Source organism: Micromonospora sp. CPCC 205546 (assembly GCF_036902715.1).
Classification (GTDB): domain Bacteria; phylum Actinomycetota; class Actinomycetes; order Mycobacteriales; family Micromonosporaceae; genus Micromonospora.
In genome coordinates this window covers 1-23,639 of the sequence record NZ_JBAKHL010000013.1, presented here as the reverse complement: position 1 = coordinate 23,639, position 23,639 = coordinate 1, and the positions used below count along the sequence as shown (strand labels likewise).

Sequence of the window (23,639 nt, the reverse complement as noted above, 5' to 3'; positions counted from 1 at the left end):
GCCGGCAGGCGAGCGCCACCCCGAGCCGGCCGGCCGCGCTCGCCCCGACCACCGCCGCGAGCGCCGCCGGCCACGACCGCCCGGTCAGCTCCGCGAGGGCCGCCGCCTGCATCAGCAGTACGACCACCAGCGCGACCACGCCGAACGGGCCCACGTCCGGCTTCTTCATGATCTCCAGCGCGGCGGTTCCCCGCCGGTACGACCCCAGCGCGTCCACCGTGTCGGCCAGCCCGTCCAGGTGCAGTCCCCGGGTGAGCAGCGCCCCGGTGCCGACGGTCACCGCCGCCGCGACCAGCGGGGGAGCGAGCGCACCCGCGAGGAGCAGCACGCCGGCGAGGACGACGCCGAGCAGCGCGCCGACCGCCGGGGCGAGCGCCATGGCCGTGCCCGCCACCGACCGGTCGATGCGACCGGCGCGTACCGGCAGGATGGTGAAGGTGGTCAGCGCCAGCCGCGCCCCGTCGGCGAGCCGCGACTCAGTCGGCACGCCGGCCGGATGGGTCCACCGCTTCCGTCTGCGGCCCGGTGCCGGTGGGTCCGGGGCCGGCGGGCCGGGGATCGCGGAAGTCGGGTTCGGTGCTGGTGGGTCCGGGGCCGGCGGGTTCGGGTTCGCGGAAGTCGGGTTCGGTGCTGGTGGGTCCGGGGCCGGCCGGCTCCGGCTCGCGGAAGTCGGGCTCGTCGGTCTCCGGCGCGGTCTCCGGGTCGTCGTCCTCGCCGCCGCCGAGCGACGGGTGGGCCGGCAGCGCGGCGGCCAACGCCAGCACCGAGCGCAGCAGCGGCAACGCGGCCAGCGCGTTCGCGCCCTCGCCCAGGTCGAGCCGCAGGTCGAGCAGCGGGGTCAGACCGAGCACGTCGGCGGCGAGCTGCACGGCCGGGTGCCCGCCGTGGTCGGCCAGCAGGCACCAGTGGCGGGCCTGCCCGGCCAGGTCGCGGGTGACCATGGCGGCGGCCACCCCGACCGGCCCGTCGAGCATGACCGGCACCCGGCGGGCGGTGGCGCCGAGCAGGACGCCGGTGGCCACGGCGACGTCCCCGCCGCCCAACTCGGCCAGCACGTCCTTGGCGCTGCGCGGCGAGTTGCGGGTCCGGTGCAGGGCGTCGCGCACCGCCGCGCACCGCCGCATCCAGGCCGCGTCGTCGATCTCGCCCGAGTCGGTGACCACGCGGCTGAGCACGGCGGGCGCCTCGGCACCCGCCGTCGCCACCAGCACCGCCGCCGCGGCGGCCTCGGTGCCGGCGCCGCAGGCCCCGAGCACCAGCAGCCGTACGCCCGCGTCGGCGGCCTCCTCGGCGAGCCGCCAGCCGTAGCGCAGGGCGGCCTCGACCTGCTCCCCGGTCAGCGTGGGTTCGGTCTCCATCGGCGCGGACACCGGGGCCTCGACCACCTGGAGCTCGGCGCGGCTCTCGGCGGCGAGCCGGGCGAGCGCCCCCCGACCCGCGCGGGCCTGCCGGGCCCGGCGCGCCGACTCGCCCTCGACGGTGCCGGCGGCGGCGCCACCGCGGTGGTCGCCGTGCAGCAGCAGCACCCGCACCGCGCCCCACGGGGCCGGCGTGGCGGTGCCCTGGGTGGCGGCGGCGAACCCGACCGCCCGCTCCAGCACGCCCAGCCCCGCCCCGGGCACGTCCAGGGTGGCGAGCCGCTCGATCGCCTGCGGACCGGCGTAGTCGTCGGGCATGGGCAGTTCCATGCCGGGCTGGATGACCAGGCCCGTGGCGACCATCGGCAACGCCATGGTCGGGGCGGCCCAGGCGGTGCCGTCCGGCTGCGCCCCGCCGGCCGCCCCGGACGTGGCCGGCGCCGGGGCGTCGTGGGTGAACACGGCAGGCGAGGGTCCGGACCCGCCGGCCGTCGCGCCGACGGCGGGGGGAGCCTGCGTCGGACCTGCCTGCGCGGGCACGGTGGCCGGCTGCGGGGCACCCGGCTTCAGCCAGGCCGCCTGGCCGGCGACCACGAGGACCACGGCGTCGCAGGCGTCGGCGACCGCCCGGTTGGCCGCCCCGAGCGCGTCGGTGAAGGCCCGCCCGAGCGGGGTGGTGGGCACCAGGGAGAGCCCGACCTCGGGGCTGACCAACACCAGCCGGGCCGCGCAGGAGCGCACCGCCGCCGCCAGTTCGGCGATGGTGGCGGTGTCGTCCGCCGGCTGGTGGGCCGGGTCGAGCAGCACGGTCGCCCAGCCGCCGAGGTCGTCGACGAGCAGCGTCTCGTTCGGCCCGGCGGAGGCGATCACGTCCGCGAGGCGGCGCGGGTCGTCCGCGGTCTCCTCGGTGGTCCAGGTCTCCGGCCGACGGGCGCGGTGCGCCGCCAGCCGGGCCGCCCACTCCGCGTCCTCGGCGGGCGCGTCGGCGGCGGTGGCCACGTAGCGGACCGTCGGCGCGTCGGCGACCAGTGACTCGGCGAACTCGGACTTGCCGGACCGGATACCGCCGAGCACCAGGACCGTGTTCCACCCGTCAACGGACATGCCCGTACTTTAGAGCCAGCGCCCGGGTGCGGCCCTGCGGAGGTACGGGTGCGACCGCCCCCTCGTCGGGTGAGTGGTTCCGACCGGCCGGCGAGCAGCCGGACGCCGGCCCACACGCGGGTTGGCCCTAGCGGGGTGTCTGGTACTGGAAGTCGTTGGGGTTGACCGCCGCCGGCTTCGGGTCCTCCTGCCAGGCGCCCTCGCCGGGCCGGGCGACGAGCGCGTCCAGCAGGTCCTCCCGTTCCATGTGCGCGGCCCCCACGATGCCGCCGCGTACCGCCATCGCCCGCAGCACCTCGGTGTCCTTGTCGTGCAGCGGTTCGTCCATCGTCGCCCCCTCCGGGTCCGCCCGGCGGTCCGGGACCGCCCCGTCGCGCCTGCGGAGCGCATACCCGCCACAGGGGCCGGAGAACCTGGCGCCGCCCGCCCGGCGCAGGGATGTCGGGCCGCTCCGCGCCCGGCCGACTACGCTGGCGGAGGTTCGTCCCACGGGACATCAGCGGCGAGGGGAGACGCGGCATGGCGTGGAGCTGGCGGTACGAGGGCACGAACGGTGAGGCGGTCGAGGGGCCGGCGGAGTCGTTCAGCAGCCAGGCGGACGCCGAATCCTGGATCGGTCAGGCCTGGCGGGAGCTCGCGGCGTCCGGCGTCACCTCGGTCGCGCTCGTGGAGGACGACCGGGTGGACTACCGGATGAGCCTGCTGCCTCCGGCGGAGTGATGGCCGGCGACCGCCCGGGGGGCGAGCCGCTGGTGCTCGGCGTGCCCCGGGCGGCGTTCCGGCCCAGCCCGGTCTTCCTCGCCCTGGTCGCGCTCTTCGTGACCAGCGGGGTGCTCACCTGGAACGGGTTCGGCAACGTCCGGCTCGACGTGTTCCTCTTCGTCGTCTCCGGCTGGCTGGTCTCGCTCTGCCTGCACGAGTACGCACACGCCGTCGTCGCCTACCGGGCCGGCGACCGCAGCGTCGCGCACCGGGGCTACCTGACGCTCAACCCGCTGAAGTACAGCCACCCGCTGCTGTCGATCGCGCTGCCGGTGGTGGTCGTGCTGCTCGGCGGCATCGGCCTGCCCGGCGGGGCGGTGTGGGTGGACCGGCACGCCATCCCGGGGCGGCTCCGGCACACCCTGGTCAGCCTCGCGGGCCCGGCCACCAATGTGGTGTTCACGCTGGTGCTGGTGCTCGCCGTGCGCCTCGGTGCGCCCGGCGGCGGGCCGGTCGAGTTCTGGGCGGCCGTGGCGCTGCTGGCGTTCCTCCAGCTCACCGCGAGCGTGCTCAACCTGCTCCCGGTGCCCGGCCTGGACGGCGGCAACATGATCCAGCCGTGGTTGAACCCGCAGTGGCGCAGGATGTACGACCTGTTCGCCCCGTTCGGCTTCATCCTGCTGTTCGCGCTGCTGTGGAATCCGCGGATCGGCGGCTGGTTCTTCGACGCGGTCTTCGCCGTCTGCGACTTCCTCGGCCTGCCCCCGTGGCTCTACGCCCTCGGCCTGGACCTGGTCCGCTTCTGGCAGGGCTGACCGCCGCACCCGCCGCACCCGCCGCACCCGCGCACCCGCCGCATTCGCCGCATTCGCCGGTCCCGGCGCACCCGCTGCCCGCCGGGGTGCGTGCCGCCCGCGCGGCGCGCGGTTCGTGGTGGCGCTGTCCGGCCCGGCCGGGCGCCCTGCGGGGCCGGCCGGGCCGGGACGACGTCACGGACGCTCGGCGGGAGACTCCGTGCGGGCCGGGTCGCGCTCGACGATCGGGTCGATGATCTCGTCGATCGCCTTGAGCAGCTCGGCGTCGAGCTTCACGCCGGCCGCCTTGACGTTGTCGTGCACCTGCTCCGGGCGGGAGGCGCCGACGATCGCCGAGGAGACGTTCGGGTTCTGCAGCACCCAGGCGACGGCGAGCTGCGCCATGCTCAGCCCGGCCTGCTCGGCCAGTGGCTTGAGCCGCTGCACCCGGGTCAGGACGTCGTCGGTCATGAACCGGGAGATGAAGCCCGCGCCCGACTTCTCGTCCGTGGCCCGGGAGCCGGCCGGTGGGGGCTGGCCCGGCAGGTACTTGCCCGACAGGACGCCCTGCGCGATCGGCGACCAGACGATCTGCCCGACGCCCAGCTCCTCGCTGGTGGGTACGACCTCGGACTCGATGACCCGCCAGAGCATCGAGTACTGCGGCTGGTTGGAGACCAGTGGGACGCGCAGCTCCCGGGCGAGCTGGTGGGCCTCGCGGATCTGCGACGCCTTCCACTCGGAGACGCCGATGTAGTGCGCCTTGCCGGAGTGCACGACGTCGGCGAAGGCCTCCATCGTCTCCTCCAGCGGCGTGCTGTAGTCGTAGCGGTGGGCCTGGTAGAGGTCCACGTAGTCGGTGCGCAGCCGGCGCAGTGAGCCGTTGATCGACTCCATGATGTGCTTGCGGGACAGGCCCCGGTCGTTGCGGCCCGGCCCCGTGGGCCAGTACACCTTGGTGAAGATCTCCAGCCCCTCGCGGCGCTCGCCCTCCAGTGCGCGGCCCAGCACGTCCTCGGCGCGGGTGCCCGCGTACACGTCGGCCGTGTCGAAGGTGGTGATGCCGGCGTCCAGGGCGGCCCGGACGCAGGCGAACGCCGCGTCCTGGTCGACCTGCGAGCCGTGGGTGATCCAGTTGCCGTACGAGATCTCGCTGACCATCAGGCCGGAACGGCCCAGGTGACGGAATTCCATGACCCGACCCTAGCCCGTTCGGATGATGCCCACCGCTCGCGGCGGGGCCCCGTGTCGCTCAGAGCACGGGGCTGGTGTCGACGAGCAGCCGTTCGATCTCGGCGACGACGTCGTCGCGGTCGCGGTGCACGGGCTCGATCAGCGGCTCACCCCGGCGGTCGAGCGCGCCCCAGCGTCCCGTGCCGTCGCCGACCAGGAACGCGACCGGGTGGATGACCAGCGCCGGATGGGTGGGCGGGACCAGCAGCTTGCCGGCCCGGTTCACCACGCCGCGCCGGCCGGCCACGTCCACCACGGCCAGCCCCTCCTCGGTGAAGCCCTCGACGTACCGGCCGTCGGCCAGGACGGTGGGGAACCCGTGGTGCCGGGTGGGCACCACGATCCGGCCGTTGCGGTCGACCGCGCCCCAGCCGTCACGGCGGACCACGGCCACGCCGCGTTGGAACGGGCGTACGTCCGTGAAGCCGTACGGCACGACCACCTCGCCGGTGGCGTCGATCGCCACCCACCCGCCGTCGCCGCCGTCGGAGACCCAGGCCAGCCCGTCGGAGAACGAGCGGACCACCGGGTACGACGGTTCGAGCACCGTGGCCCCGGTGGGGTCGACCAGCGACCACCGCTCGGCCCCGGGGCGCCGCACCCAGGCCAGCCCGTCCCGGAACGGCTGCGCCTGCTCGTACTCGGCCGCGATGACCATGTCGCCGTCCGGGTCGGCGAAACCCCACAGGTCGCCGTCGCGGGCCGGCACCGGGGGCCGGTCACGCTCCAGCACCTCCTCGCGGCTGCGGGGGTACGGCCCGAAGCCCGTCTCCGCGACCCGTTCCGCCACCGCGTCCAGGCTCAGCCGGATCCGGGCCTGCAACTCGGGGTCCTGGGTGCCGCGCAGGTCGAGGGCCCGCTCGAAGTGGTGACAGGCCTCCATCAGCCGACCCTGGTCGTAGCAGGACCGTCCGGCGTGCTCGTGCAGCACCGCGCGCAACCGCTCGGGCAACTCGGTGGAGTTGGCCTCGGCGAAGAGCCGGTCGGCCTCGACGAACTCGCCGCGCCAGCGCAAGACGTGCGCCAGCCGCGCCTGCGCCACCGCCGTACGCCGTAGCTCCCCGGTGGCCTCGGCGTAGGTGAGCGCGAGCCGACCGTCGGCCAGGGCGTCGTCCAGTTCCCCGAGGATCCGGGACACCACCGCCCGCAGGCTGAGCAGCCGGGCACGCGACTTGTTGTCCACGGCCGCGCCCAGCTTCTCGGTCAGCCGTCGCCGGACCGTCCGGAACTCGTCCGGCTCCTCCACGATCTCCCGCAGGGTGGCCGGATCGAGCCGCCAGCGGTAGGCCGCCAACACCTGCTCCGGGTCGTCCTGACGTCCGGCGTCCCGCGACCCGCCCGGCGTCCGCCCGTCGACACCGGCACCGGGCTGGACGCTGTTCGTCCCGGCGGCCGGTGGCTGGACGCTGTTGGTTCCGGCGGTCTGCGGCTCGGCGGTGTTGGTCCCGGCGGCCGGTGGCTGGATGCTGTTGGTCTCGGCGGTCCGCGGCTCGGCGGTGCTCGTCCCGGCGGTCCGCGGCTCGGCGGTGCTCGTCCCGGCGGTCCGCGGCTCGGCGGTGCTCGTCCCGGCGGTCCGCGGCTCGGCGGTGCTCGTGCTGTCGGTGCTGGCTGCGGTGGTGCGGGTCGCGGCGGCGCCCGCTCCGGCAGCGCGTGGTTCGGCGGTGTGGGGTTCCGCGACCGGCGGTGCGCTGGTCCGTTCCTTGCTGGTCGACTCCACCTGCCCGTCGCGCGGTGTCGGGCCGGACGGCGCGGTGGTGGGCGGCGTCGGGGTGGGCGGTGTGGGGCCGGACGGCGCGGCGGTGGGCGGTGTGGCGGTGGGCGGCGCGGAGACCGGTTCGCTCGGCGGGGCCGTCGTCCGCTCGGCCTGTGGTACGGCGGCGGTGTCCTGTGCTGGCCCGTCCGATGCGGGGGCGATGGGTTGCCCGGCAGGCGGCTGCTCCGCCTGCGCGGCGCTGGGCGGAGTCGGTGGCGTGACGATTGGTCGGTCCGACGCGGCGGGGATGGACGGAGCCGGTGGCGTGGAGGCGGGTCGGACCGACGGCTCGGCGACGGAACCGGTCCGAGACACCTGCGTCGCTTCCGTGCGAGGAGCGGCGGCGGGGGAGACCGGCGGCGTTGGCGCCGGTGCACCGCTGCGGATGGGCGTCACGGCCGCCGGGGGCGGATCGCCCGCGACGGGTGGAACACCATGGGTGTCAAGGCCCTTCGGTGACAACCATGGTGTTCCACCCGTGGGGTCGGTCGGGGCGTTCGGGATCCGGTCGACCGCTTCCCGGGTGGGAGCGGTGACGTTGCCGTCCGGGTGGGCGACCCAGGTCTCCGCGCCGGTCACGTCTGCACCCGAGGTCTCCGTACGGACCACGCGGGGCTCGGAGGTCGCCGCGCCGATGACGCGGGGCGCCGGAGCGGCGGTGTCGAGGTCGCCGTGGGCCGCAGTGTCTTCGCCGGCGACGTACGACGCGGGGTCGTCCTGCCCCGGCCCGCTCGAGGTGGGGGCTTCCAGGGCGGAGGGTGCGAGCTCCGGCCGTGCCACTGCCGCCGCAACGGTTTCCTCCGCCGCCACCCGGACGGGTGCTTCCCGCTGTGCCCGAGCCGCTTCCGCCGGTTGTTCCGGAATCGGTCGGACGGGTGGCGCCGGAGCCGGAGAGACGGACGGCGACGCCGGCTCGGGCCGCGTGGGAGGCGCCGGAGCCGGGGACGCGGGCGATGCGGAGTCGGTCTGTGCGGCAGGGGCCGAGACGGGCGTGGCGGAATCGGCCTGCGTGGCCGTGACGGGTCCCGCGGGGCCAGCCTGCGGGGACGGCCCGGGGAGAGGCGGCACGGATGGTACGGCCATGGCGGGCGCTGCGGAGACTGGCTGCTCCGGCGGTGTGCGGGGCGCTACCGGGACAGGCGTGCTGGGCGCTGCGGGGCCCGGCTGGTCCGGGGGTGTGGCCGGGGCCTCGGAGGCGGGTGTGGTGGGCGCTGCGGGGCCCGGCTGGTCCGGCGGTGCGGCGGGTGCGTCGGAGGCGGGCGAGTTGAGGGCTGCGGACGGCCGCCCCGGGGGCGCGGTGGCCGGTGCCAGGTTCGCCGGTGGCGGATCTTGGACGGCCGGCGGGACCGGGGCGGAAGGCCCTGTGGGCGTCGGGGCAGGTGAGGAGGCCGGACCGGTGAGCGGGCCGGACGTCGGGAGGGACGCGGCAGGTGGGGCCAGGGGAGGCGGCTCCGCGACGGTCTCGGCCGGTGCTTCTCGACGGTCGTGAGCCGGCTCCGGTGCCGTGGCGCCGCCCTTGCCAGGAGCCGGGACCGACGTGTCGGGCTCCAGGGTCGGCACCGCCGCCTCCACGGTCGACACGTCACTCGGAGCCGACACGTCATCCGGAGTCGTCGTGTCGCTCGCTGTCGTCGTGTCGCGTGCGGTCGACGCGGTGGGTGCAGTCGCCGTGGTCGCAGTCGCCGTGCTGGTCGAGGTCGGCGCGACGGTGGGGAAAGCGTCAGCCTGGCTGGCGGGTCGGGTTTCGTCCGACGTGGCCGGAGGTGCCACGGGCCTGGACGGCCGGAACCAGGCGTCCGCCCCGCTCGCCGGGGGCGACTGGGGACGTGGCGGGGCGGCCGGCGCGGGCGGGTCGCTCGGTGGCGGCGGGACGTACCGCCTGGGCCGGTCGGGCGCGATGGGCGGCTGCGGTGACGGAGTCTCCTGCCTGGCGACGCCCGCTGCTCCCTGGCCCTCGGGTGACCGGTGCGGTGCGCGCGGAGGGTCGGCAGACGGCCGCCCGGACGGCGTCGGGGCCGAGGTGTGGGCTCCGGACCGGGCCTCGCCGTGTCCGGTGCCCGGCGCCGGCGCGTGCGGCTGAGCGGGTGCCGGTCCGGCCGGGGCGGGAGCGGACAGCGTGTCGCGGGTCGCCTGGCTCCCTGCACCGGGCGCCGTGCCGGCTGTCGTCTGAGGGGCCGGGTCGGCGGTCGGCTCGGGTGCCGTGCCGGTCACCCTGCTGGCGGTCGCCTCCGGTGCCGGCAGGAACTCCAGGCGTAGGCGGGCGGCGGGAGATGCCGGGACAGCCGTGGCGTCGTCCTCCCGGGACGGACGCGGCGTGTGCCCGCTGGCGGGACCCGCCGGGGCTGTCGGGGATTCACCGGCCGGGTCGGCCGGCGAGACCGTCCGGTCCGTCGGGCCTGCGGGCGACGTCGGGCGGCTGGCGGCCGGGCCGGCCGGCGACACCGGGCGGTCGGTCGTCCGGTCCGTCGAGCCTGCGGGCGACGTCGGGCGGCTGGCGACCGGACCTGCCGGCGACACCGGGATTGCGGCGCGCCCTGCCGGCGGGGTCTGCCGGGAGAGGGGACCGGCGGGCGACACGGGGCCGGTGGCCGGACCCGCAGACGAGGCAGGCGGGTAGGGAGGGCTGGCGGGTGACACCGGCTGCCCACGCATCGGTACGGCCGCGTCGGGCCGGCCGGCGGGCGGCGGCAGGTCGCGGGCCGGTGCCGGGGAGACGGGCCGCCCCGGTGCCGCACCGTCCCCGGCCGGCGCCCGGTAAGCCGCCGGTCCGGGAGCCGCCGGTCCGGGAGCCGCCGGGGTGCCGTAGGTCGAAGAGGGCCGGCGATGGTCGTACCCGGGCGGGGGAGCCGTGCCCTCCTCGGGGCGGGGCCGGTCGACGGGTCGCCGGTGCTCGAGGTGGGGCTCGGCGCGCCGCGCCGCGTCCCGGTCGAAACCGGGCCGTACGGGGCCCGGCGGGGGCCACGGCAGTGCGCCGTCCGGCTGCGGGTGTCCCCGGGGCTCCCGGTACGCCTCGGGCTCCCCGGGAACGCCTGCCCGGGCGGCCCCGCGTGGACCGTGTTCCGGGTGCGCCTCGGCGCGTGCCGCCTCGGGCGTCCGTCGGGGCTCGTGCGGCTCCCGCTGCGAGGGCTGCCCGTCAGCACGGGGGTGCTGCCCGGTGGGAGCCCGGTCGGGGCGCGGCCACCCGTCGGCGGGTACGCCGGGTTCCCGGCCCCGATCGCTCGGACCCCGCTCCCACTGCGGGTCCGCGGCACGCTCCCACTGCGGATCCCCGGAGCGTTCCCACTGCCGGTCGGGCGACCGCTCCCGCTGCCCGGCGGAGGGGCGTTCCCACCGCTGGTCCGCGGAGCGTTCCCACTGCCGCTCGGACGGGCGCTCCCATGCTGCGGCGGAGGGGCGTTCCCGCTGGCTCTCGGCGGGACGGGGCTCCGGAGCCGGGGCGCTCCACTGGTAGCGGGGCCGGCGTGCGTCCGGGCCCGCCTGGAGTCCGTCGGCGGGCTCCGCCCGACGGTCGGGGCCGGGCATCGCCGGGCGGTCGGGACCGCGCTCGGCCCGGCGGTCGTGGGTCGGGTCCGGTCGGCGGTCGTGGCCCGGGTCCGGCCGGTGGTCGTCGCCGGTGTCCGGGCGCCCGTACGCCAGCGGACGGCGGGGCGGCGTGCCCTCGTCGGGACGGCGTGCCGGCGCGCCCTCGTCGGGCTCCGGGAGCCAGCCCGGCTCGGTCCTGCCGGCCGGGGAGACGGGGCGGTCCCGCCCGGCCGGCTCGTACCGGGGGGCGCGGGTGTCGTAGCGGTCGGGACCGGCGTGCTCACGCTGCCGGGGGGCGTCGGTGGGCCGGCCGGGGGCGTCGAATCCGCCCCGGTCGTTGCGGTGCGGTGGTTCCTGCCGTGGCGGCCACTGCCGCTCGTCCGGGCGGCGCGGCTCGGCGTGCGGGCGGTACGGCGCCTCGCCCTGTCGTCGCGCGTCGAGGTCGTCCGGCCGTGGGGGCCACGTGTCCTGCCGACCGGGCCGCCCGTCGGACAGGTCGTCCCAGGACCGGCCGATGTAGGTCCCGTCGGGCCGGGTGGGTGCGAGCGGGGGCACCTCCGCCCGGCCCACGGCCGAGCGGTCCCGGCGTGCGGGCGGTGCGTGTTCGACGCCGATGTCGCCCGCGTAGCGCTGGCCCGGGAACTGCGGGTGCCACTCGGTGGTCGGCTCGATCATCCAGGCCGGCTCGGCGGAGTCGTGCCAGTGGTCGTAGTAGCGGCTCATCCGGCCGACCTGTCGCCACGCAGGGTAGGCGTCACGCCCGCGGCGTGCCGTCGGTGAGCGGGCGCGCCCGGGTGTCCGGTCGGCGTCCGCCCGCTCACGGCGGCGCCCCGGTTGCCGGCTCGCGTCCGCTCGCTCACGGCGATGTCACCTCGTTGCAAAATTGTCGCGCTGGGCGCTCCACGTGCCGGTAGAGTCGCCCCTCCGGTACGGCGTGGCTGCGGAAGGAGGGTAGCGGCGTGGGCTCGCTCACCGCCACTGTGGCACCGTCCACCGCCCCAAACGTTATCCTATGGTTCCGGACATTTAAGGCTATAACCGGATCAGGCTTCCGGCGTTACGCCACGTACCGGCAGGCGTCGGTGGCGGGCGTCGTGACCAACACGGTCTTCGGCTTCCTACGGTGTTACGTCCTGCTCGCGACGGTCGGCGCGGCCGGCACCGTGGCCGGGTACGACCGGGGGCAACTCGCCACCTTCGTCTGGGTGGGCCAGGGCCTGCTGGCGGTCGTCCTCCTCTGGGGCTGGACGGAGTTGGCCGACCGGATCCGCACCGGCGACGTCGCCAGCGACCTGCTCCGCCCCGTGCACCCCGTGACCAGCCATCTCGCCGCCGACCTGGGCCGCGCCGGGCACGCCGCGCTGGTCCGGTTCCTTCCGCCGGTGCTCGTCGGGCCGCTCTTCTTCGACGTTTACGTGCCCCGCCGCTGGTCCACCCTGCCGATCTTCGCGTTCTCCGCCGTCGTCGCCGTGGTCCTCTGCTTCGGCTGTCGCTTCCTGGTCAACGCCACCGCGTACTGGTTGCAGGACGTCCGGGGGCCGCTGATCCTCTGGACCCTCGCCTCGGGGGTGCTCGCGGGGCTCTACTTCCCGCTGCGTTTCCTGCCGGAGTGGCTCCAACTCGTCCTCTGGTGGGGCACCCCCTTCCCGAGCCTGCTCCAGACCCCGCTCGACGTGCTGGTCGAGCGCGACCCGACCGGCGTCCAGACCGGGCTGGTCGGCCTCCAGGTCGCGTGGGCGGTGCTGATCCTGGCCGCCTGCCGGCTGGTGCAGCGTCGCGCGGAACGTCGCATGGTGCTCCACGGTGGCTGACGCGTCGGGCGGGACGCTGGCCGCGTACCGGGCGCTGCTCGGCGCGCAGGCGCGTGCGCAGACGGCGTACCGGACCTCGTTCGTGATCGACGTGGTCGGCAACGTCGGGTCCACCGTCTTCGACGTGCTCACCGTGCTGGTGATCTTCGGGGTCACGCGGGAGCTGGGCGGCTTCACGCTGCGCGAGACGATGGTGATGGTCGGCCTCTCGACGTGCGCCTTCGCCGTCGCCGACCTGCTGGTGGGCAGCATCGAGCGGCTGCCCCGGTACGTGCGCACCGGTCTTCTCGACGCCGTGCTGGTGCGTCCGCTCGGCGCCCTGCCCCAGCTGCTGCTGATGGACCTCCCGCTGCGCAAGGTGTCCCGCGCGGCCTTCGGGCTCGCCGTGCTGGTGATCGCGGTCGCCTCCGCCGGCGTCGAGTGGACCCCGGCCCGGGCGCTGCTGGTGGTCCTCGCCCCGCTGGCCGGCGTGGTCTTCTTCGGGTCGGTCTTCGTGGCCACCGCCACCGTCTCGTTCTGGTGGGTCGACTCGGGGGAACTGGCCAACTCGGTGACCTACGGGGGCCGGGACTTCACCTCGTACCCGATCACCGTCTTCGAGGGCTGGTTCCGCGCGGCGTTCGCGTACGGCCTGGGCTTCGCCTTCGTCAGCTACCACCCGGCGCTGGCGCTGCTCGGCCGCGCCGACCCGCTCGGCCTGCCGGCGTGGGTCGGTTGGGCCGCGCCGGCCGTCGCGCTGGTCGCGGCCGCCGGGGCGGCGGCGACCTGGCGCACCGGGATCCGCCACTACCGGAGTACGGGGTCATGAGCGACGACGTGATCGTGGCCGACGGGCTGCGCAAGGAGTTCACGGTCCGGGTACGGACCGGCCGGCTGCGACGGGAGAAGCGTCTGGTCACCGCCGTCGACGGCATCGACCTGCGGGTGGCCCGGGGCGAGATGCTGGGCTACATCGGGCCCAACGGCGCCGGCAAGTCGACGACGCTGAAGATGTTCACCGGCGTGCTGACGCCCTCCGCCGGCGAGGTACGCGTGTGCGGCCTGCGCCCGGTGGCCCAGCGGACCCGGCTCGCGCTGCGCGTCGGCGTGGTCTTCGGCCAGCGCTCGCAGCTCTGGTGGGACCTGCCGCTGCGCGACTCGTTCGCGCTGCTGCGGCACGTCTACCGGGTGCCGGCCGCCGCGCACGCCGCCCGGCTGCGCCGCTGCCGCGGCCTGCTCGACCTGGACCCGTTCCTGGACACCCCGGTCCGGCAGCTCTCCCTCGGGCAACGCATGCGCGGCGAGCTGACAGCCGCCCTGCTGCACGGTCCGGAGGTGCTCTTCCTCGACGAGCCCACCATCGGCCTCGACGTGGTCAGCAAGCAGGCGGTGCGCGGCTTCCTCGGCGAGCTGGGCCGGGCCGGGGACACGACGCTGGTGCTCACCACGCACGACCTCGCCGACATCGAGCGGCTCTGCCGCCGCCTGGTGGTGGTCGACCACGGGCGGGTGGTGCACGACGGGTCGATCGCCGCCCTGCACGAGCGGTACGGGTCGCGCCGGCTGCTCGTCGCCGACCTGGACGCCCCGCTGCCCGGGCCGCCGGCGCTACCGGGCGCGCCGCTGCAGCGGCAGGAGGCCGACGGGCACCGGCTCGTCTTCGCGCTCGAGTCGGCGGGGGTCGCCGAGGTGGTGGCGGCCCTGGCCGGGCTGGGCGCGGTGCGGGACGTCTCGATCGTCGAGCCGGACATCGAGGACGTGGTGGCCCGGCTCTACCGCAGCCGCCGGGGCAGCGACGACGCCGACCTCCGGGGCGACGACGCCGACCTCCGGGGCGGCGGCCAACCGCTGAGGCTGTGACGGCGGCGGCCCCTCGCCGACATGCGGGAGGGGCCGTCGGTGCGACAGGCTCAGACCGGGTCGCCGATGTTCACCTGGGGGGCGGGGGCGCGCATCCGGCGGAACGTGATCGACCGCATGATGGCGTAGAGGTAGAGCGAGCCCATCCGCTGCCCGGTGTTCGGGAAGCGCTCCCGGATCAGCTTGCGGATCTTCCGCGAGATCAGGACCGAGTCGATCACCACGCCCAGGGCGAGCGCGCCCCAGAGGACGTTGGAGACCAGGCGGACGATCGGCGGCATCGCGGCGTTCGAGCCGATCAGCACGATCAGCGCGCCACCGAAGAACCAGGTGCCGACCGTACGCCGGGAGTCGACCACGTTGCGGGCCAGCAGCCGCTCCGGGCCGCGGTCGCGGGGACCGCCCTCACGGCGGAACTCGGCCGCCGCCTCGGCGCGCAGCTGGCGCTTGCGCTCCCGCTGCTCCTCCTTGGTCAACGGCTTGGTGGCCGCGGCCGGCCGGCGGCCGGCGGTGGGCCGCTTGGGGGTTACCTTGCCCAGCTCCTTCTTGCTCGGGGTGTAGCCCCGGGGCTGGGCGGGCGTGGACTCCTCGTCGGGGGTCACCGGGGTGACGGCCTCGTCGACGAGGTCGGGGGACTTGCGGCGAAACAGCGACGGCACGCGGAAAGGGTAGCCAAACGACGGCGCCCGGTGCACATCGCGGTGCACCGGGCGCTGACGGGAGTGCTCGAGGTTACGGACGCTCGACGTGCGCGCCGAGGTCGGCGAGCTTCGCCTCGAAGTCCTCGTAACCCCGGTTGATCAGGTCTACGCCGTAGACCCGGGAGGTGCCCTCCGCCGCCAGCGCGGCGATCAGGTGGCTGAAACCGGCCCGCAGGTCGGGGATGACCAGGTCGGCGGCGTGCAGCTTGCTCGGCCCCGCGATGACCGCGGAGTGCTTGAAGTTGCGCCGGCCGAAGCGGCACGGGGTGCCGCCGAGGCAGTCCCGGTAGACCTGGATGTTGGCGCCCATCGAGTTGAGCGCCTCGGTGTAGCCCAGCCGCTGCTCGTAGACCGTCTCGTGGACGATGGACAGGCCCCGGGCCTGGGTGAGCGCCACCACCAGCGGCTGCTGCCAGTCGGTCATGAAGCCCGGGTGCACGTCGGTCTCCAGCGCCACGGCGTTCAGCTCGCCGCCGGGGTGCCAGAACCGGATGCCGCCCTCCTGGCCCGGGTCGCCGAGCTTCGGGGGGCGGGCGTCGGTGACCTCGTACTCGCCGCCGACGGAACGGAAGATGTTCAGGAAGGTCATCATGTCGGCCTGCTGCGCGCCGAGCACCTCGACGTGGCCGCGGGTCGCCAGCGCCGCCGCCGCCCAGCTCGCCGCCTCGATCCGGTCGGGGATCGGCCGATGCGTGTAGCCGTGCAGCCTCGGCACACCCTGGATCTCGATGACCCGGTCGGTGTGCACCTTGATGATCGCGCCCATCTTCTGCAGGATGCAGATCAGGTCGATGATCTCCGGCTCCACCGCCGCGTTGCGCAGCTCCGTGACGCCCTCGGCCATCACCGCCGTCAGCAGCACCTGCTCGGTCGCGCCGACGCTCGGGTACGGCAGGGCGAACTTGGTGCCGTGCAGCCCGTTCGGCGCCGAGAGGTGCAGCCCCTCGGGGGTCTTCTCGACCGTCGCGCCGAACTCCCGCAGCGCCTGCAGGTGGAAGTCGATCGGACGCGGCCCGATGTGGCAGCCGCCCAGGTCGGGGATGAACGCGTGGCCGAGGCGGTGCAGCAGCGGCCCGCAGAACAGGATCGGGATGCGGCTGGAGCCCGCGTGCACGTTGATCTGGTCCGTGCTGGCGCTCTCCACGTTCGCCGGGTCGAAGACGAGCTCGCCGTCCTCGCCGCCGTCGGTGACCTTCACCCCGTGCAGGCCGAGCAGGCCACGGACCACCTCGACGTCACGGATCTTCGGCACGTCGAACAGTCGGCTCGGGCTGTCACCCAGCAGCGCGGCGACCATCGCCTTCGAGACCAGGTTCTTCGCGCCGCGCACGCGGATCCGCCCTTCGAGCGGAGTACCTCCGTGTACGACCAGGACGTCGTCGGTCAACGCAACCTCCAGCGCGTCGGTGCTGCCGTGTTGATGGTGGGGCACACGATGTTCATCGCTACCCGGTATGCGGCCATGTCGAAACGGCCCGCGTCAGTTCGTCGCACCGGCAGCATAGCCCTCGGTGACGAAGATGGACTCGGGCACATCGCCCCTGGGGGCATTTATCGGTGATCGGACCCTTTTCCGTGCCAGTTCCGCTACGGACGGTGATCAGCTCGCCGCCGGTGGTGGAGTGTCCGCTCCCGGAAGGGCCAGCATCTTCTCCAGCGCCACCCGGGCGTGGTGCGCGGTGTCCGGGTCGACGGTGATGTGGTTGACCACCCGACCGGCCACCAGCTCCTCCAGCGCCCAGACCAGGTGCGGCAGGTCGATCCGGTTCATGGTCGAGCAGTAGCAGACGGCCTTGTCCAGGAACATGATCTGCTTGTCCGGGTGGGCCAGCGCGAGCCGCCGGACCAGGTTCAGCTCGGTGCCGACGGCCCAGGCCGAACCGGCGGGAGCCGCCTCGATGGCCTTGATGATGTATTCCGTCGAACCGACGAAGTCGGCGGCGGTGACCACCTCGTGCCGGCACTCCGGGTGCACCAGCACGTTGACCCCCGGCACCCGCTCCCGCACGTCGTTGACGCTGTCCAGCGTGAACCGGCCGTGCACCGAGCAGTGCCCGCGCCACAGGATCATCCGCGCGTCGCGCAGCTGCTCGGGGGTGAGCCCGCCGTTCGGCTTGTGCGGGTCGTAGAGGACGCAGTCGTCCAGCGAGAGGCCCATCTCCAGCACCGCCGTGTTGCGGCCCAGGTGCTGGTCGGGGAAGAAGAACACCTTCGAGCCCTGCTCGTAGGCCCACTGCAGCGCCCGCTTCGCGTTCGACGAGGTGCAGACCACGCCGCCGTTGCGCCCGACGAAGCCCTTGATGTCCGCCGAGGAGTTCATGTAGGTCACCGGGACGGTCTGCGCCGCGACGCCCAGTTCGGCGAGCACGTCCCAGGCAGTCTGGACCTGCGACAGCACCGCCATGTCCGCCATCGAGCAGCCGGCGGCCAGGTCGGGCAGGATGACCTTCTGCGCGTCCGAGGTGAGGATGTCGGCGCTCTCGGCCATGAAGTGCACACCGCAGAAGACGATGTACTCCGCGTCGGGCCGGGCCGCCGCCTCGCGGGCGAGCTTGAACGAGTCGCCGGTCACGTCGGCGAACTGGATCACTTCGTCGCGCTGGTAGTGATGTCCCAGCACGAAGACCTTGCTGCCCAGTGCCGCCTTGGCCGCCGTGGCCCGGGCCACCAGGTCCGGGTCGCTGGGCGCAGGCAGGTCACCCGGACACTCGACGCCGCGCTCCGTGGCGGGGTCGCTGCCCCGGCCGAGCAGCAGCAGTGCCGTCGCGGTGTTGGAGGGTTCCACCCAGGTCGAATTCACGTGATCCATGGTCCCACAGTGCGGCCTCGCCGCAGACGGCGCCGGTGTGTGCTGCCACACTGCTCGGCATGCGCGTGCTGCTCTGCCCGGACAAGTTCGCCGGTACGCTGCCGGCCCCGCAGGTCGCCGACGCCGTGGCGACCGGCTGGCGGCAGGTCGCGCCCGGCGACGACCTGCTCGTCCGGCCCCTGTCGGACGGGGGGCCGGGCTTTCTCGACGTGCTCACCGACGCGCTCGGCGGGCGCCGGGTCGCGGTGCCGACCGTCGACCCGCTCGGCCGCCCGGCCGCCGGTGAGATCCTGCTCACCGACGGCGGTGCGACCGCCTGGCTGGAGAGCGCCCAGGCGTGCGGGCTGCACCTGCTCGACGCGGGCGAGCGCGACCCGAAGACCACCTCCTCGTACGGGCTGGGGATGCTCGTCGCCGCCGCCGTGGAGGCCGGCGCCCGCACGGTCGTGGTCGGGCTGGGCGGCTCGGGCACCAACGACGGCGGCGCGGGCATGCTCACCGCACTCGGCGTGACCCCGCTGGACGCCACCGGGCAGGCCCTGCCGTACGGCGGGGCGGCGCTCGGCGCGGTGGACGCCCTCGACGGCGCGCCCCGGCTGCGCGGCGCCCACCTGGTGGCCGCCACCGACGTGGACAACCCGCTGCTCGGGCTGCACGGGGCGAGCAACGTGTTCGGCCCGCAGAAGGGCGCCGACCGGGCCGACGTGCTGCTGCTCGACGCCGCGCTGGAGCGCTTCGCCGCCGTGCTGGAGCGGGACCTGCCCGGCTGCCCCGAACGGCTGGGCGCGCTGCCCGGTGGCGGCGCGGCCGGCGGGCTGGGCGCGGCGATCCTGGCGCTGGGCGGACGCTGCGAGTCGGGCATCGGCATGGTCACCCGGGCGATCGGGCTGGACACCACGCTCGACGCCGTCGACCTGGTGATCACCGGGGAGGGCTCGTTCGACCACCAGTCGCTGCGCGGCAAGGTGGTGGCCGGGGTGGCCGGCGCCGCCCGGGACCGGGGCGTGCCCTGCGTGGTGGTCGCCGGCCGGGTGAGCACCGGCCGGCGGGAGGCCGGGGCGGCCGGGGTGACCGACGCGTACAGCCTGGTGGATCACTTCGGGGGCGAGGAGCACGGCGGGCTGGCCGCCGCGATGGCCCGCCCCGCCGAGGGGCTGCGGGCGCTCGGCACCCGGCTCGCCCGGCAGTGGAGCCGCTGACCAGCCCCCGTGTCCGCCGCGTCGGGCGGCGGCGCAGGTCACGCCGAACGGGTGGGGTCGGCCGCGGCGGCGTACCATCGGATCTGGACCACACCGGGAATGGCTGGGCGACAGGAGATGTTGGCCAGTGCGTCCGGACCCAACCGCGCAGGGAGATTTCACGTGACCACGCCAGCGCAGACCGAGTCGACCGAGGCCAAGGCCCCCACGTCCGTCGTCCTCACCGACGTCGCGGCGCAGAAGGTCAAGGCCCTGATCGAGCAGGAGGGCCGCGACGACCTGCGGCTCCGGGTCGCCGTGCAGCCGGGTGGCTGCTCCGGCCTGCGGTACCAGCTCTTCTTCGACGAGCGGTCGCTCGACGGTGACGTCGTCACCGACTACGACGGTGTCGAGGTCGTCGTCGACCGGATGAGCGCCCCCTACCTGACCGGCGCCACCATCGACTTCGCCGACCGCATCGACGCCCAGGGCTTCACCATCGACAACCCCAACGCGGGCAACTCCTGCGCCTGCGGCGACTCGTTCAGCTGAGCCGCACCAGCGCCGACCACGGCGGGGCCGTCCCACGGGGCGGCCCCGCCGTCGTCGTCCGCCCCCCGGAACGCGCCGTCGGGGAGGTGTCCAGGGGCAGACCGAGCGGTCATCCTGGGAAGGCCGGGCCGGTAGGCTGACCGGCGCCCTGCTCCCGACCCCGAGGTTGACATGAAGATCGCCGTGACCGGCTCGATCGCCACCGACCATCTGATGAGCTTCCCCGGTCGCTTCGCCGACCAGTTCCTGGCCGACCAGCTGCACAAGGTCTCGCTCTCCTTCCTGGTGGACGACCTGGTGCTGCGCCGCGGCGGGGTGGCGGCCAACATCGCCTTCGGCATGGGGCAGCTCGGCCTGCGTCCGGTCCTGGTCGGCGCGGTCGGCGCGGACTTCGCCGACTACCGCTCCTGGCTGGAGCGCCACGGCGTCGACTGCGACTCGGTGCACGTCAGTGAGGTGGCCCACACGGCCCGGTTCGTCTGCACCACGGACACCGACATGTGCCAGATCGCCTCGTTCTACGCCGGGGCGATGAGCGAGGCCCGCAACATCGAGCTGGCGCCGGTGGCCCGCCGCCTCGACGGGCTGGACCTGGTCCTGGTGGGCGCGAACGACCCGGAGGCGATGCTGCGGCACTCCGCCGAGTGCCGGGAGCGGGGCTACCGGTTCGCCGCCGACCCGTCCCAGCAGCTCGCGCGCATGGACGGCGAGGACATCGTCGGGCTGATCGACGGCGCCGAGTACCTGATGACCAACGACTACGAGAAGTCGCTGCTGCAGAGCAAGGCCGGGCTGACCGACGCGCAGCTGCTCGACCGGGTCCAGGTCCGGGTCACGACGCTGGGCAAGCACGGCGTGGAGATCGCCGGGCGGGACTTCGACCCGATCCACGTGCCGATCGCGCGGGAGACCCTGGCGGTCGACCCGACCGGCGTCGGCGACGGCTTCCGGGCCGGTTTCTTCACCGCGCTCTCCTGGGGGCTCGGGCTGGAGCGGGCCGCCCAGGTCGGCTCCCTGCTCGCCACGCTGGTGCTGGAGACCGTCGGCACACAGGAGTACGAGGTCCGCCGCGACCTGTTCGTCAAGCGCCTCGCCGAGTCGTACGGCGACGTGGCCGCCAAGGAGGTCCGCCCGCACCCCCTGCCGTGACACCGGGGGGGGTCGCGGGGCGGCGGGGGTGGGCGAGACACCCCCCGTCGGCCCGGGTCAGTGACGGCGGCGGACGTCGAAGGCGGGGCCGTCGGGGCCCGTGACGGTGCCCAGGAACTCCTGGCCGCGCATCCGGCACCAGGCCGGGAGGTCCACCGCCGCCGCCGGATCGTCCGCGAGCACCCGCACCACCGTGCCGACGGGCAGCTCGGGCAGCCGCCTGGCCACCGCGATCACGGGCAGGGGGCAGCGCTGGCCGCGGCAGTCGAGGATCTCCGCCGGCGCGGTCACAGCCCCACCACCCCGGCCTCGGCGCGCAGTTCCGCCACGATGCCGGGCAGTTCGGTGAGGAACCTCTCCACGTCGGCCTCCGTCGTCTCCCGGTGCAGCGAGACCCGCACGTTGCCGTGCGAGAGCACCCCCATCGCCTCCAGCACGTGCGACGGCCGCAGCGTGGACGACGTGCACGACGAGCCCGAGGAGACGGCGAACCCGCGCCGGTCGAGCGCGTGCAGCAGGGCCTCGCCGTCGACGTAGAGGCAGGAGAAGGTCACCAGGTGCGGCAGGCGGTGGTCGGGATCACCCACCACCTCCACGTCGGGCACCTCCGCCGCCACCCGGGCCCGGATCCGGGCCACCAGGGGCGTCAGCCGGGCCGCCTCGGCCGCGGCGTCGGCCGTCGCCGCGCGCAGACTCGCCGCCGCCGCCACCACGGCGGGCAGGTTGAGCGTTCCCGGCGTACGCCCTGCCTCCCGGTCGTCTGCCGGCCAGGGCGACTCCCAGCGGGTGCCCTTGCGTACGACCAGCAGCCCCACCCCGGGTGGTCCGCCCCACTTGTGCGCGCTGGCGGTCAGCACCGACCAGCCCGCCGGCACCGGGGCCCGGCCCACCACCTGGGCGGCGTCCACGTACAGCGGCACCCCGGCGTCGGCGCACTCCCGCGCGGCTTCGGCCACCGGCTGGAGTGTGCCGACCTCGTGACTGGCGGCGATCAGCGCGGCCAGCGCCACCCCGGGCGCCCGGACCGCCGCCGCCCAGCGATCCAGGTCGAGCCGGCCCAGCCGGTCCACCGGCACCGACGTGGCCGTGCCGCCCGCCGCGACGTGCTTCTCGGCGGCGTGCAGCACCGCCGAGTGCTCGATCGCGGAGTGCACCAGCGCGGCACCGACCCGTCGACGGCCGGTCAGGCCCCCCAGCACGGCGGAGTGCGCGGCCGTCGTACCGCTGGGGGTGAAGGACAGCTCGTCGGCGCGCACGCCGAGCGTCTGCGCGCAGGCCTCGCGGGCGGCGTCGAGGAGTTGACGGGCGCGGCGCGCCTGCGTGTAGAGGCGGCCGGGGTCGGCCCAGCCGTCGTCGAGGGCGGCCAGCAGCCCCTGGCGGGCGACCGGGTGCAGCGGCGCGGCGGTGGCCGCGTCCAGGTAGACCGGGGATGCGCTCACGGAAGCCAAGGTATCGCGCCGCTATGGCCAAGATCCCCCCGATGGGGGCCGACAGCGACCCCAACACGGTCCAGCCCGTCATGGTCGAGTAATCTGCGACCGTCGGTGACGCCTTTGCCGCTGGTGCTGTCGCTCCGCAGGCGGAGGGCAGGGACAACACACCGCGGCGCGCTAGGGAGGCAGGACCAGGTGGTCGCAAGGAGTTCGGAGGTACGGCCGTCGGCCGTACGGCACAGCGCTTCCCCAGGAGCCGATGGGCGCCGGGGACGTGGTGCCGGTCGGATCGCCGGGCTCGGCCTCGGCGGAGCGGCGCTGCTGGTCCTGCTCACGGGCTGCGACGTCGGCGCGGCGTTCGGCGGATTCGGCTGGCCCCAGGGCGGCATCACGCCCGAGTCGCACCGGATGTACGACCTGTGGATCGCCTCGTGCATCGCGGCGCTCGCGGTCGGCGTCTTCGTGTGGGGCCTGATCTTCTGGTGCGTCGTGCGCTACCGCAAGCGGGGCAACGAGCTGCCGGTGCAGACCCGTTACAACATGCCGATGGAGTTCCTCTACACCATCGCGCCGATCCTGATCGTCTCCGTGCTCTTCTACTACACGGCGGTGGTCCAGACCGACGTGGTGCGGACGACCAAGAACCCCGACGTCACGGTCGAGGTGGTCGCGTTCAAGTGGAACTGGCAGTTCAACTACCGCGACGGTCAGGGCCAGGACGCCAACACCGTCGCCTCGGTGCTCGGCACCAGCGAGGTCATCCCGATCCTCGTGCTGCCGACCGACCGGTCCATCCGGTTCGAGGAGACCAGCCGCGACGTCATCCACTCGTTCTGGGTGCCGGAGCTGCTGTTCAAGCGCGACGTCATGCCGGGCAAGATCCGCAACGTCTTCGAGGTATCGAGGCTGGAGGCCGAGGGTGCCTACGTCGGCCGCTGCGCCGAGCTGTGCGGCAGCTACCACGCCTTCATGAACTTCGAGCTGCGGGTCGTCTCCCCGGAGAAATACGAGCAGTTCCTGGCGGCCAAGCGCGACGGCCGGTCCACGCAGGAGGCGCTGACGGCCATCGGCGAGGACCCGTACGCGAAGACCACCAGGCCGTTCGAGACCCGTCGCGCCGAGGCCAACTTCAACCCGGACGACGCGCCGGCCGGCGCGGGAAGCTGAGGGATCGGGCATGAAGACCGAGTGGCGCATCTTCCTGGTCATCGCCGGGTTCCTGCTCTTCGCCACCTTCCTCTACGGCGGGTGGACCGCCGCCGACTCCGGTGGTCAGGTCGAGTGGGTGGGCACCATCGCCCTGCTGCTGAGCTTCCTGCTCTGCTCGATGTGTGGCGGCTTCTTCTGGTTCGTCTCCCGCCGCATCGACCTGCGGCCGGAGGACCGGCCCGACGGTGAGATCGCCGACGGCGCGGGTGAGATCGGCTTCTTCAGCCCGGGCAGCTACTGGCCGTTGGGTCTGGCGATCGCCGTCGGGCTCGCCGGGTTCGGCCTCGCGTTCTGGCAGTTCTGGCTGCTCGGCCTGGGCATGCTGGCGGTCACGTTCGCCGTCTGCGGTCTGCTGTTCGAGTACTACAGCGGCACCCGGCGCACCGCCGAGCACTGATCGGTCGCTCGCACCGACGCCCTACGTCACGAAGGGCTGCCTCCCCCGGGGGGGCGGCCTTCGGTCGTCCGGGGGCGGGGCCCCCCGGGCGGGGC

General features: G+C 74.8%; 20 protein-coding genes. 10 read left to right on the top strand and 10 right to left on the bottom strand.

Going from position 1 to position 23,639, the window contains the following annotated elements:
- From V6U77_RS09920 to V6U77_RS09910, 3 genes are all read right to left on the bottom strand, one after another.
- The coding region (locus V6U77_RS09920) for an adenosylcobinamide-GDP ribazoletransferase (RefSeq protein ID WP_334605956.1) at positions 1–487 on the bottom strand (487 nt) is incomplete at its 3' end.
- Positions 477–2,462 carry a bifunctional adenosylcobinamide kinase/adenosylcobinamide-phosphate guanylyltransferase gene (locus V6U77_RS09915; RefSeq protein WP_334605955.1) on the bottom strand — a complete coding sequence of 662 codons (1,986 nt, stop codon included), beginning with the start codon at positions 2,460–2,462 and terminating at the stop codon, positions 477–479. The genes V6U77_RS09920 and V6U77_RS09915, both read right to left, overlap by 11 nt.
- Positions 2,463–2,589: 127 nt before the next feature.
- Positions 2,590–2,790, bottom strand: coding sequence for a hypothetical protein (locus tag V6U77_RS09910; protein WP_132236109.1), 201 nt, complete (start codon positions 2,788–2,790; stop codon positions 2,590–2,592).
- Between the two features lie 191 nt (positions 2,791–2,981).
- Here V6U77_RS09910 and V6U77_RS09905 point away from each other — a divergent pair, with 191 nt between their 5' ends.
- Together V6U77_RS09905 and V6U77_RS09900 are read left to right on the top strand one after the other, a co-directional pair.
- Complete coding sequence (locus tag V6U77_RS09905; protein ID WP_334605954.1) at positions 2,982–3,182, top strand: hypothetical protein; 201 nt, start codon at positions 2,982–2,984, stop codon at positions 3,180–3,182.
- Positions 3,182–3,979 (top strand): site-2 protease family protein, encoded by a 798-nt coding sequence (locus V6U77_RS09900; RefSeq protein WP_334605953.1) that lies wholly within the window; start codon positions 3,182–3,184, stop codon positions 3,977–3,979. The genes V6U77_RS09905 and V6U77_RS09900 overlap by 1 nt, the downstream gene beginning before the upstream one ends.
- 174 nt (positions 3,980–4,153) lie before the next feature.
- Here V6U77_RS09900 and V6U77_RS09895 read toward each other — a convergent pair whose 3' ends face one another.
- Both V6U77_RS09895 and V6U77_RS09890 read right to left on the bottom strand, forming a co-directional pair.
- Entirely contained in the window at positions 4,154–5,152 is a 999-nt protein-coding gene (locus tag V6U77_RS09895; RefSeq protein ID WP_334605952.1) for an aldo/keto reductase family protein, read from the bottom strand.
- Positions 5,153–5,210: 58 nt separating this feature from the next.
- The gene (locus V6U77_RS09890; RefSeq protein ID WP_334605951.1) at positions 5,211–6,908 is read right to left on the bottom strand and encodes a WG repeat-containing protein; all 1,698 of its coding nucleotides are present in this window, start codon (positions 6,906–6,908) and stop codon (positions 5,211–5,213) included.
- A gap of 4,517 nt (positions 6,909–11,425) precedes the next feature.
- Here V6U77_RS09890 and V6U77_RS09885 point away from each other — a divergent pair.
- Genes V6U77_RS09885 through V6U77_RS09875 form a run of 3 tightly spaced genes read left to right on the top strand, consistent with a single transcriptional unit; the run spans position 11,426 to position 14,116 of the window.
- Positions 11,426–12,277 (top strand): ABC transporter permease, encoded by an 852-nt coding sequence (locus tag V6U77_RS09885; RefSeq protein WP_334605950.1) that lies wholly within the window; start codon positions 11,426–11,428, stop codon positions 12,275–12,277.
- Entirely contained in the window at positions 12,270–13,085 is an 816-nt protein-coding gene (locus V6U77_RS09880) for an ABC transporter permease (protein WP_334605949.1), read from the top strand. Before V6U77_RS09885 ends, V6U77_RS09880 begins: the two co-directional genes overlap by 8 nt.
- Complete coding sequence (locus tag V6U77_RS09875) at positions 13,082–14,116, top strand: ABC transporter ATP-binding protein (protein WP_334605948.1); 1,035 nt, start codon at positions 13,082–13,084, stop codon at positions 14,114–14,116. The genes V6U77_RS09880 and V6U77_RS09875 overlap by 4 nt, the downstream gene beginning before the upstream one ends.
- Before the next feature lie 50 nt (positions 14,117–14,166).
- On the opposite strand, the gene V6U77_RS09870 is transcribed toward V6U77_RS09875, so the two are convergent.
- From V6U77_RS09870 to nadA, 3 genes are all read right to left on the bottom strand, one after another.
- On the bottom strand, positions 14,167–14,775 hold the full coding sequence (locus V6U77_RS09870; RefSeq protein ID WP_334605947.1) for a DUF3043 domain-containing protein: 609 nt from the start codon (positions 14,773–14,775) through the stop codon (positions 14,167–14,169).
- A 73-nt stretch (positions 14,776–14,848) separates the two neighbouring features.
- A complete protein-coding gene (murA, locus tag V6U77_RS09865; RefSeq protein WP_334605958.1) occupies positions 14,849–16,204 on the bottom strand; it encodes a UDP-N-acetylglucosamine 1-carboxyvinyltransferase in 1,356 nt (451 codons plus the stop codon).
- Positions 16,205–16,417: 213 nt separating this feature from the next.
- Positions 16,418–17,617 (bottom strand): quinolinate synthase NadA, encoded by a 1,200-nt coding sequence (gene nadA, locus V6U77_RS09860; RefSeq protein ID WP_334605957.1) that lies wholly within the window; start codon positions 17,615–17,617, stop codon positions 16,418–16,420.
- Between the two features lie 68 nt (positions 17,618–17,685).
- Between nadA and V6U77_RS09855 the strand changes: the two genes are divergently transcribed.
- From V6U77_RS09855 to V6U77_RS09845, 3 genes are all read left to right on the top strand, one after another.
- Complete coding sequence (locus V6U77_RS09855; RefSeq protein WP_334605946.1) at positions 17,686–18,825, top strand: glycerate kinase family protein; 1,140 nt, start codon at positions 17,686–17,688, stop codon at positions 18,823–18,825.
- 162 nt (positions 18,826–18,987) lie between these two features.
- Positions 18,988–19,356, top strand: a complete 369-nt coding sequence (erpA, locus tag V6U77_RS09850; protein WP_007072244.1) for an iron-sulfur cluster insertion protein ErpA — start codon at positions 18,988–18,990, stop codon at positions 19,354–19,356.
- A 171-nt stretch (positions 19,357–19,527) separates the two neighbouring features.
- Positions 19,528–20,505, top strand: coding sequence for a carbohydrate kinase family protein (locus tag V6U77_RS09845; protein WP_334605945.1), 978 nt, complete (start codon positions 19,528–19,530; stop codon positions 20,503–20,505).
- A 57-nt stretch (positions 20,506–20,562) separates the two neighbouring features.
- On the opposite strand, the gene V6U77_RS09840 is transcribed toward V6U77_RS09845, so the two are convergent.
- Together V6U77_RS09840 and V6U77_RS09835 are read right to left on the bottom strand one after the other, a co-directional pair.
- Positions 20,563–20,796, bottom strand: a complete 234-nt coding sequence (locus V6U77_RS09840) for a sulfurtransferase TusA family protein (protein ID WP_334605944.1) — start codon at positions 20,794–20,796, stop codon at positions 20,563–20,565.
- The gene (locus V6U77_RS09835) at positions 20,793–21,944 is read right to left on the bottom strand and encodes a cysteine desulfurase family protein (protein ID WP_334605943.1); all 1,152 of its coding nucleotides are present in this window, start codon (positions 21,942–21,944) and stop codon (positions 20,793–20,795) included. The genes V6U77_RS09840 and V6U77_RS09835 overlap by 4 nt, the downstream gene beginning before the upstream one ends.
- A 189-nt stretch (positions 21,945–22,133) precedes the next feature.
- Between V6U77_RS09835 and ctaC the strand changes: the two genes are divergently transcribed.
- Both ctaC and V6U77_RS09825 read left to right on the top strand, forming a co-directional pair.
- Positions 22,134–23,105 carry an aa3-type cytochrome oxidase subunit II gene (ctaC, locus tag V6U77_RS09830; protein WP_334605942.1) on the top strand — a complete coding sequence of 324 codons (972 nt, stop codon included), beginning with the start codon at positions 22,134–22,136 and terminating at the stop codon, positions 23,103–23,105.
- A gap of 10 nt (positions 23,106–23,115) precedes the next feature.
- Complete coding sequence (locus V6U77_RS09825; protein WP_334605941.1) at positions 23,116–23,544, top strand: cytochrome c oxidase subunit 4; 429 nt, start codon at positions 23,116–23,118, stop codon at positions 23,542–23,544.
- The last annotated feature ends 95 nt before the right edge of the window (positions 23,545–23,639 follow it).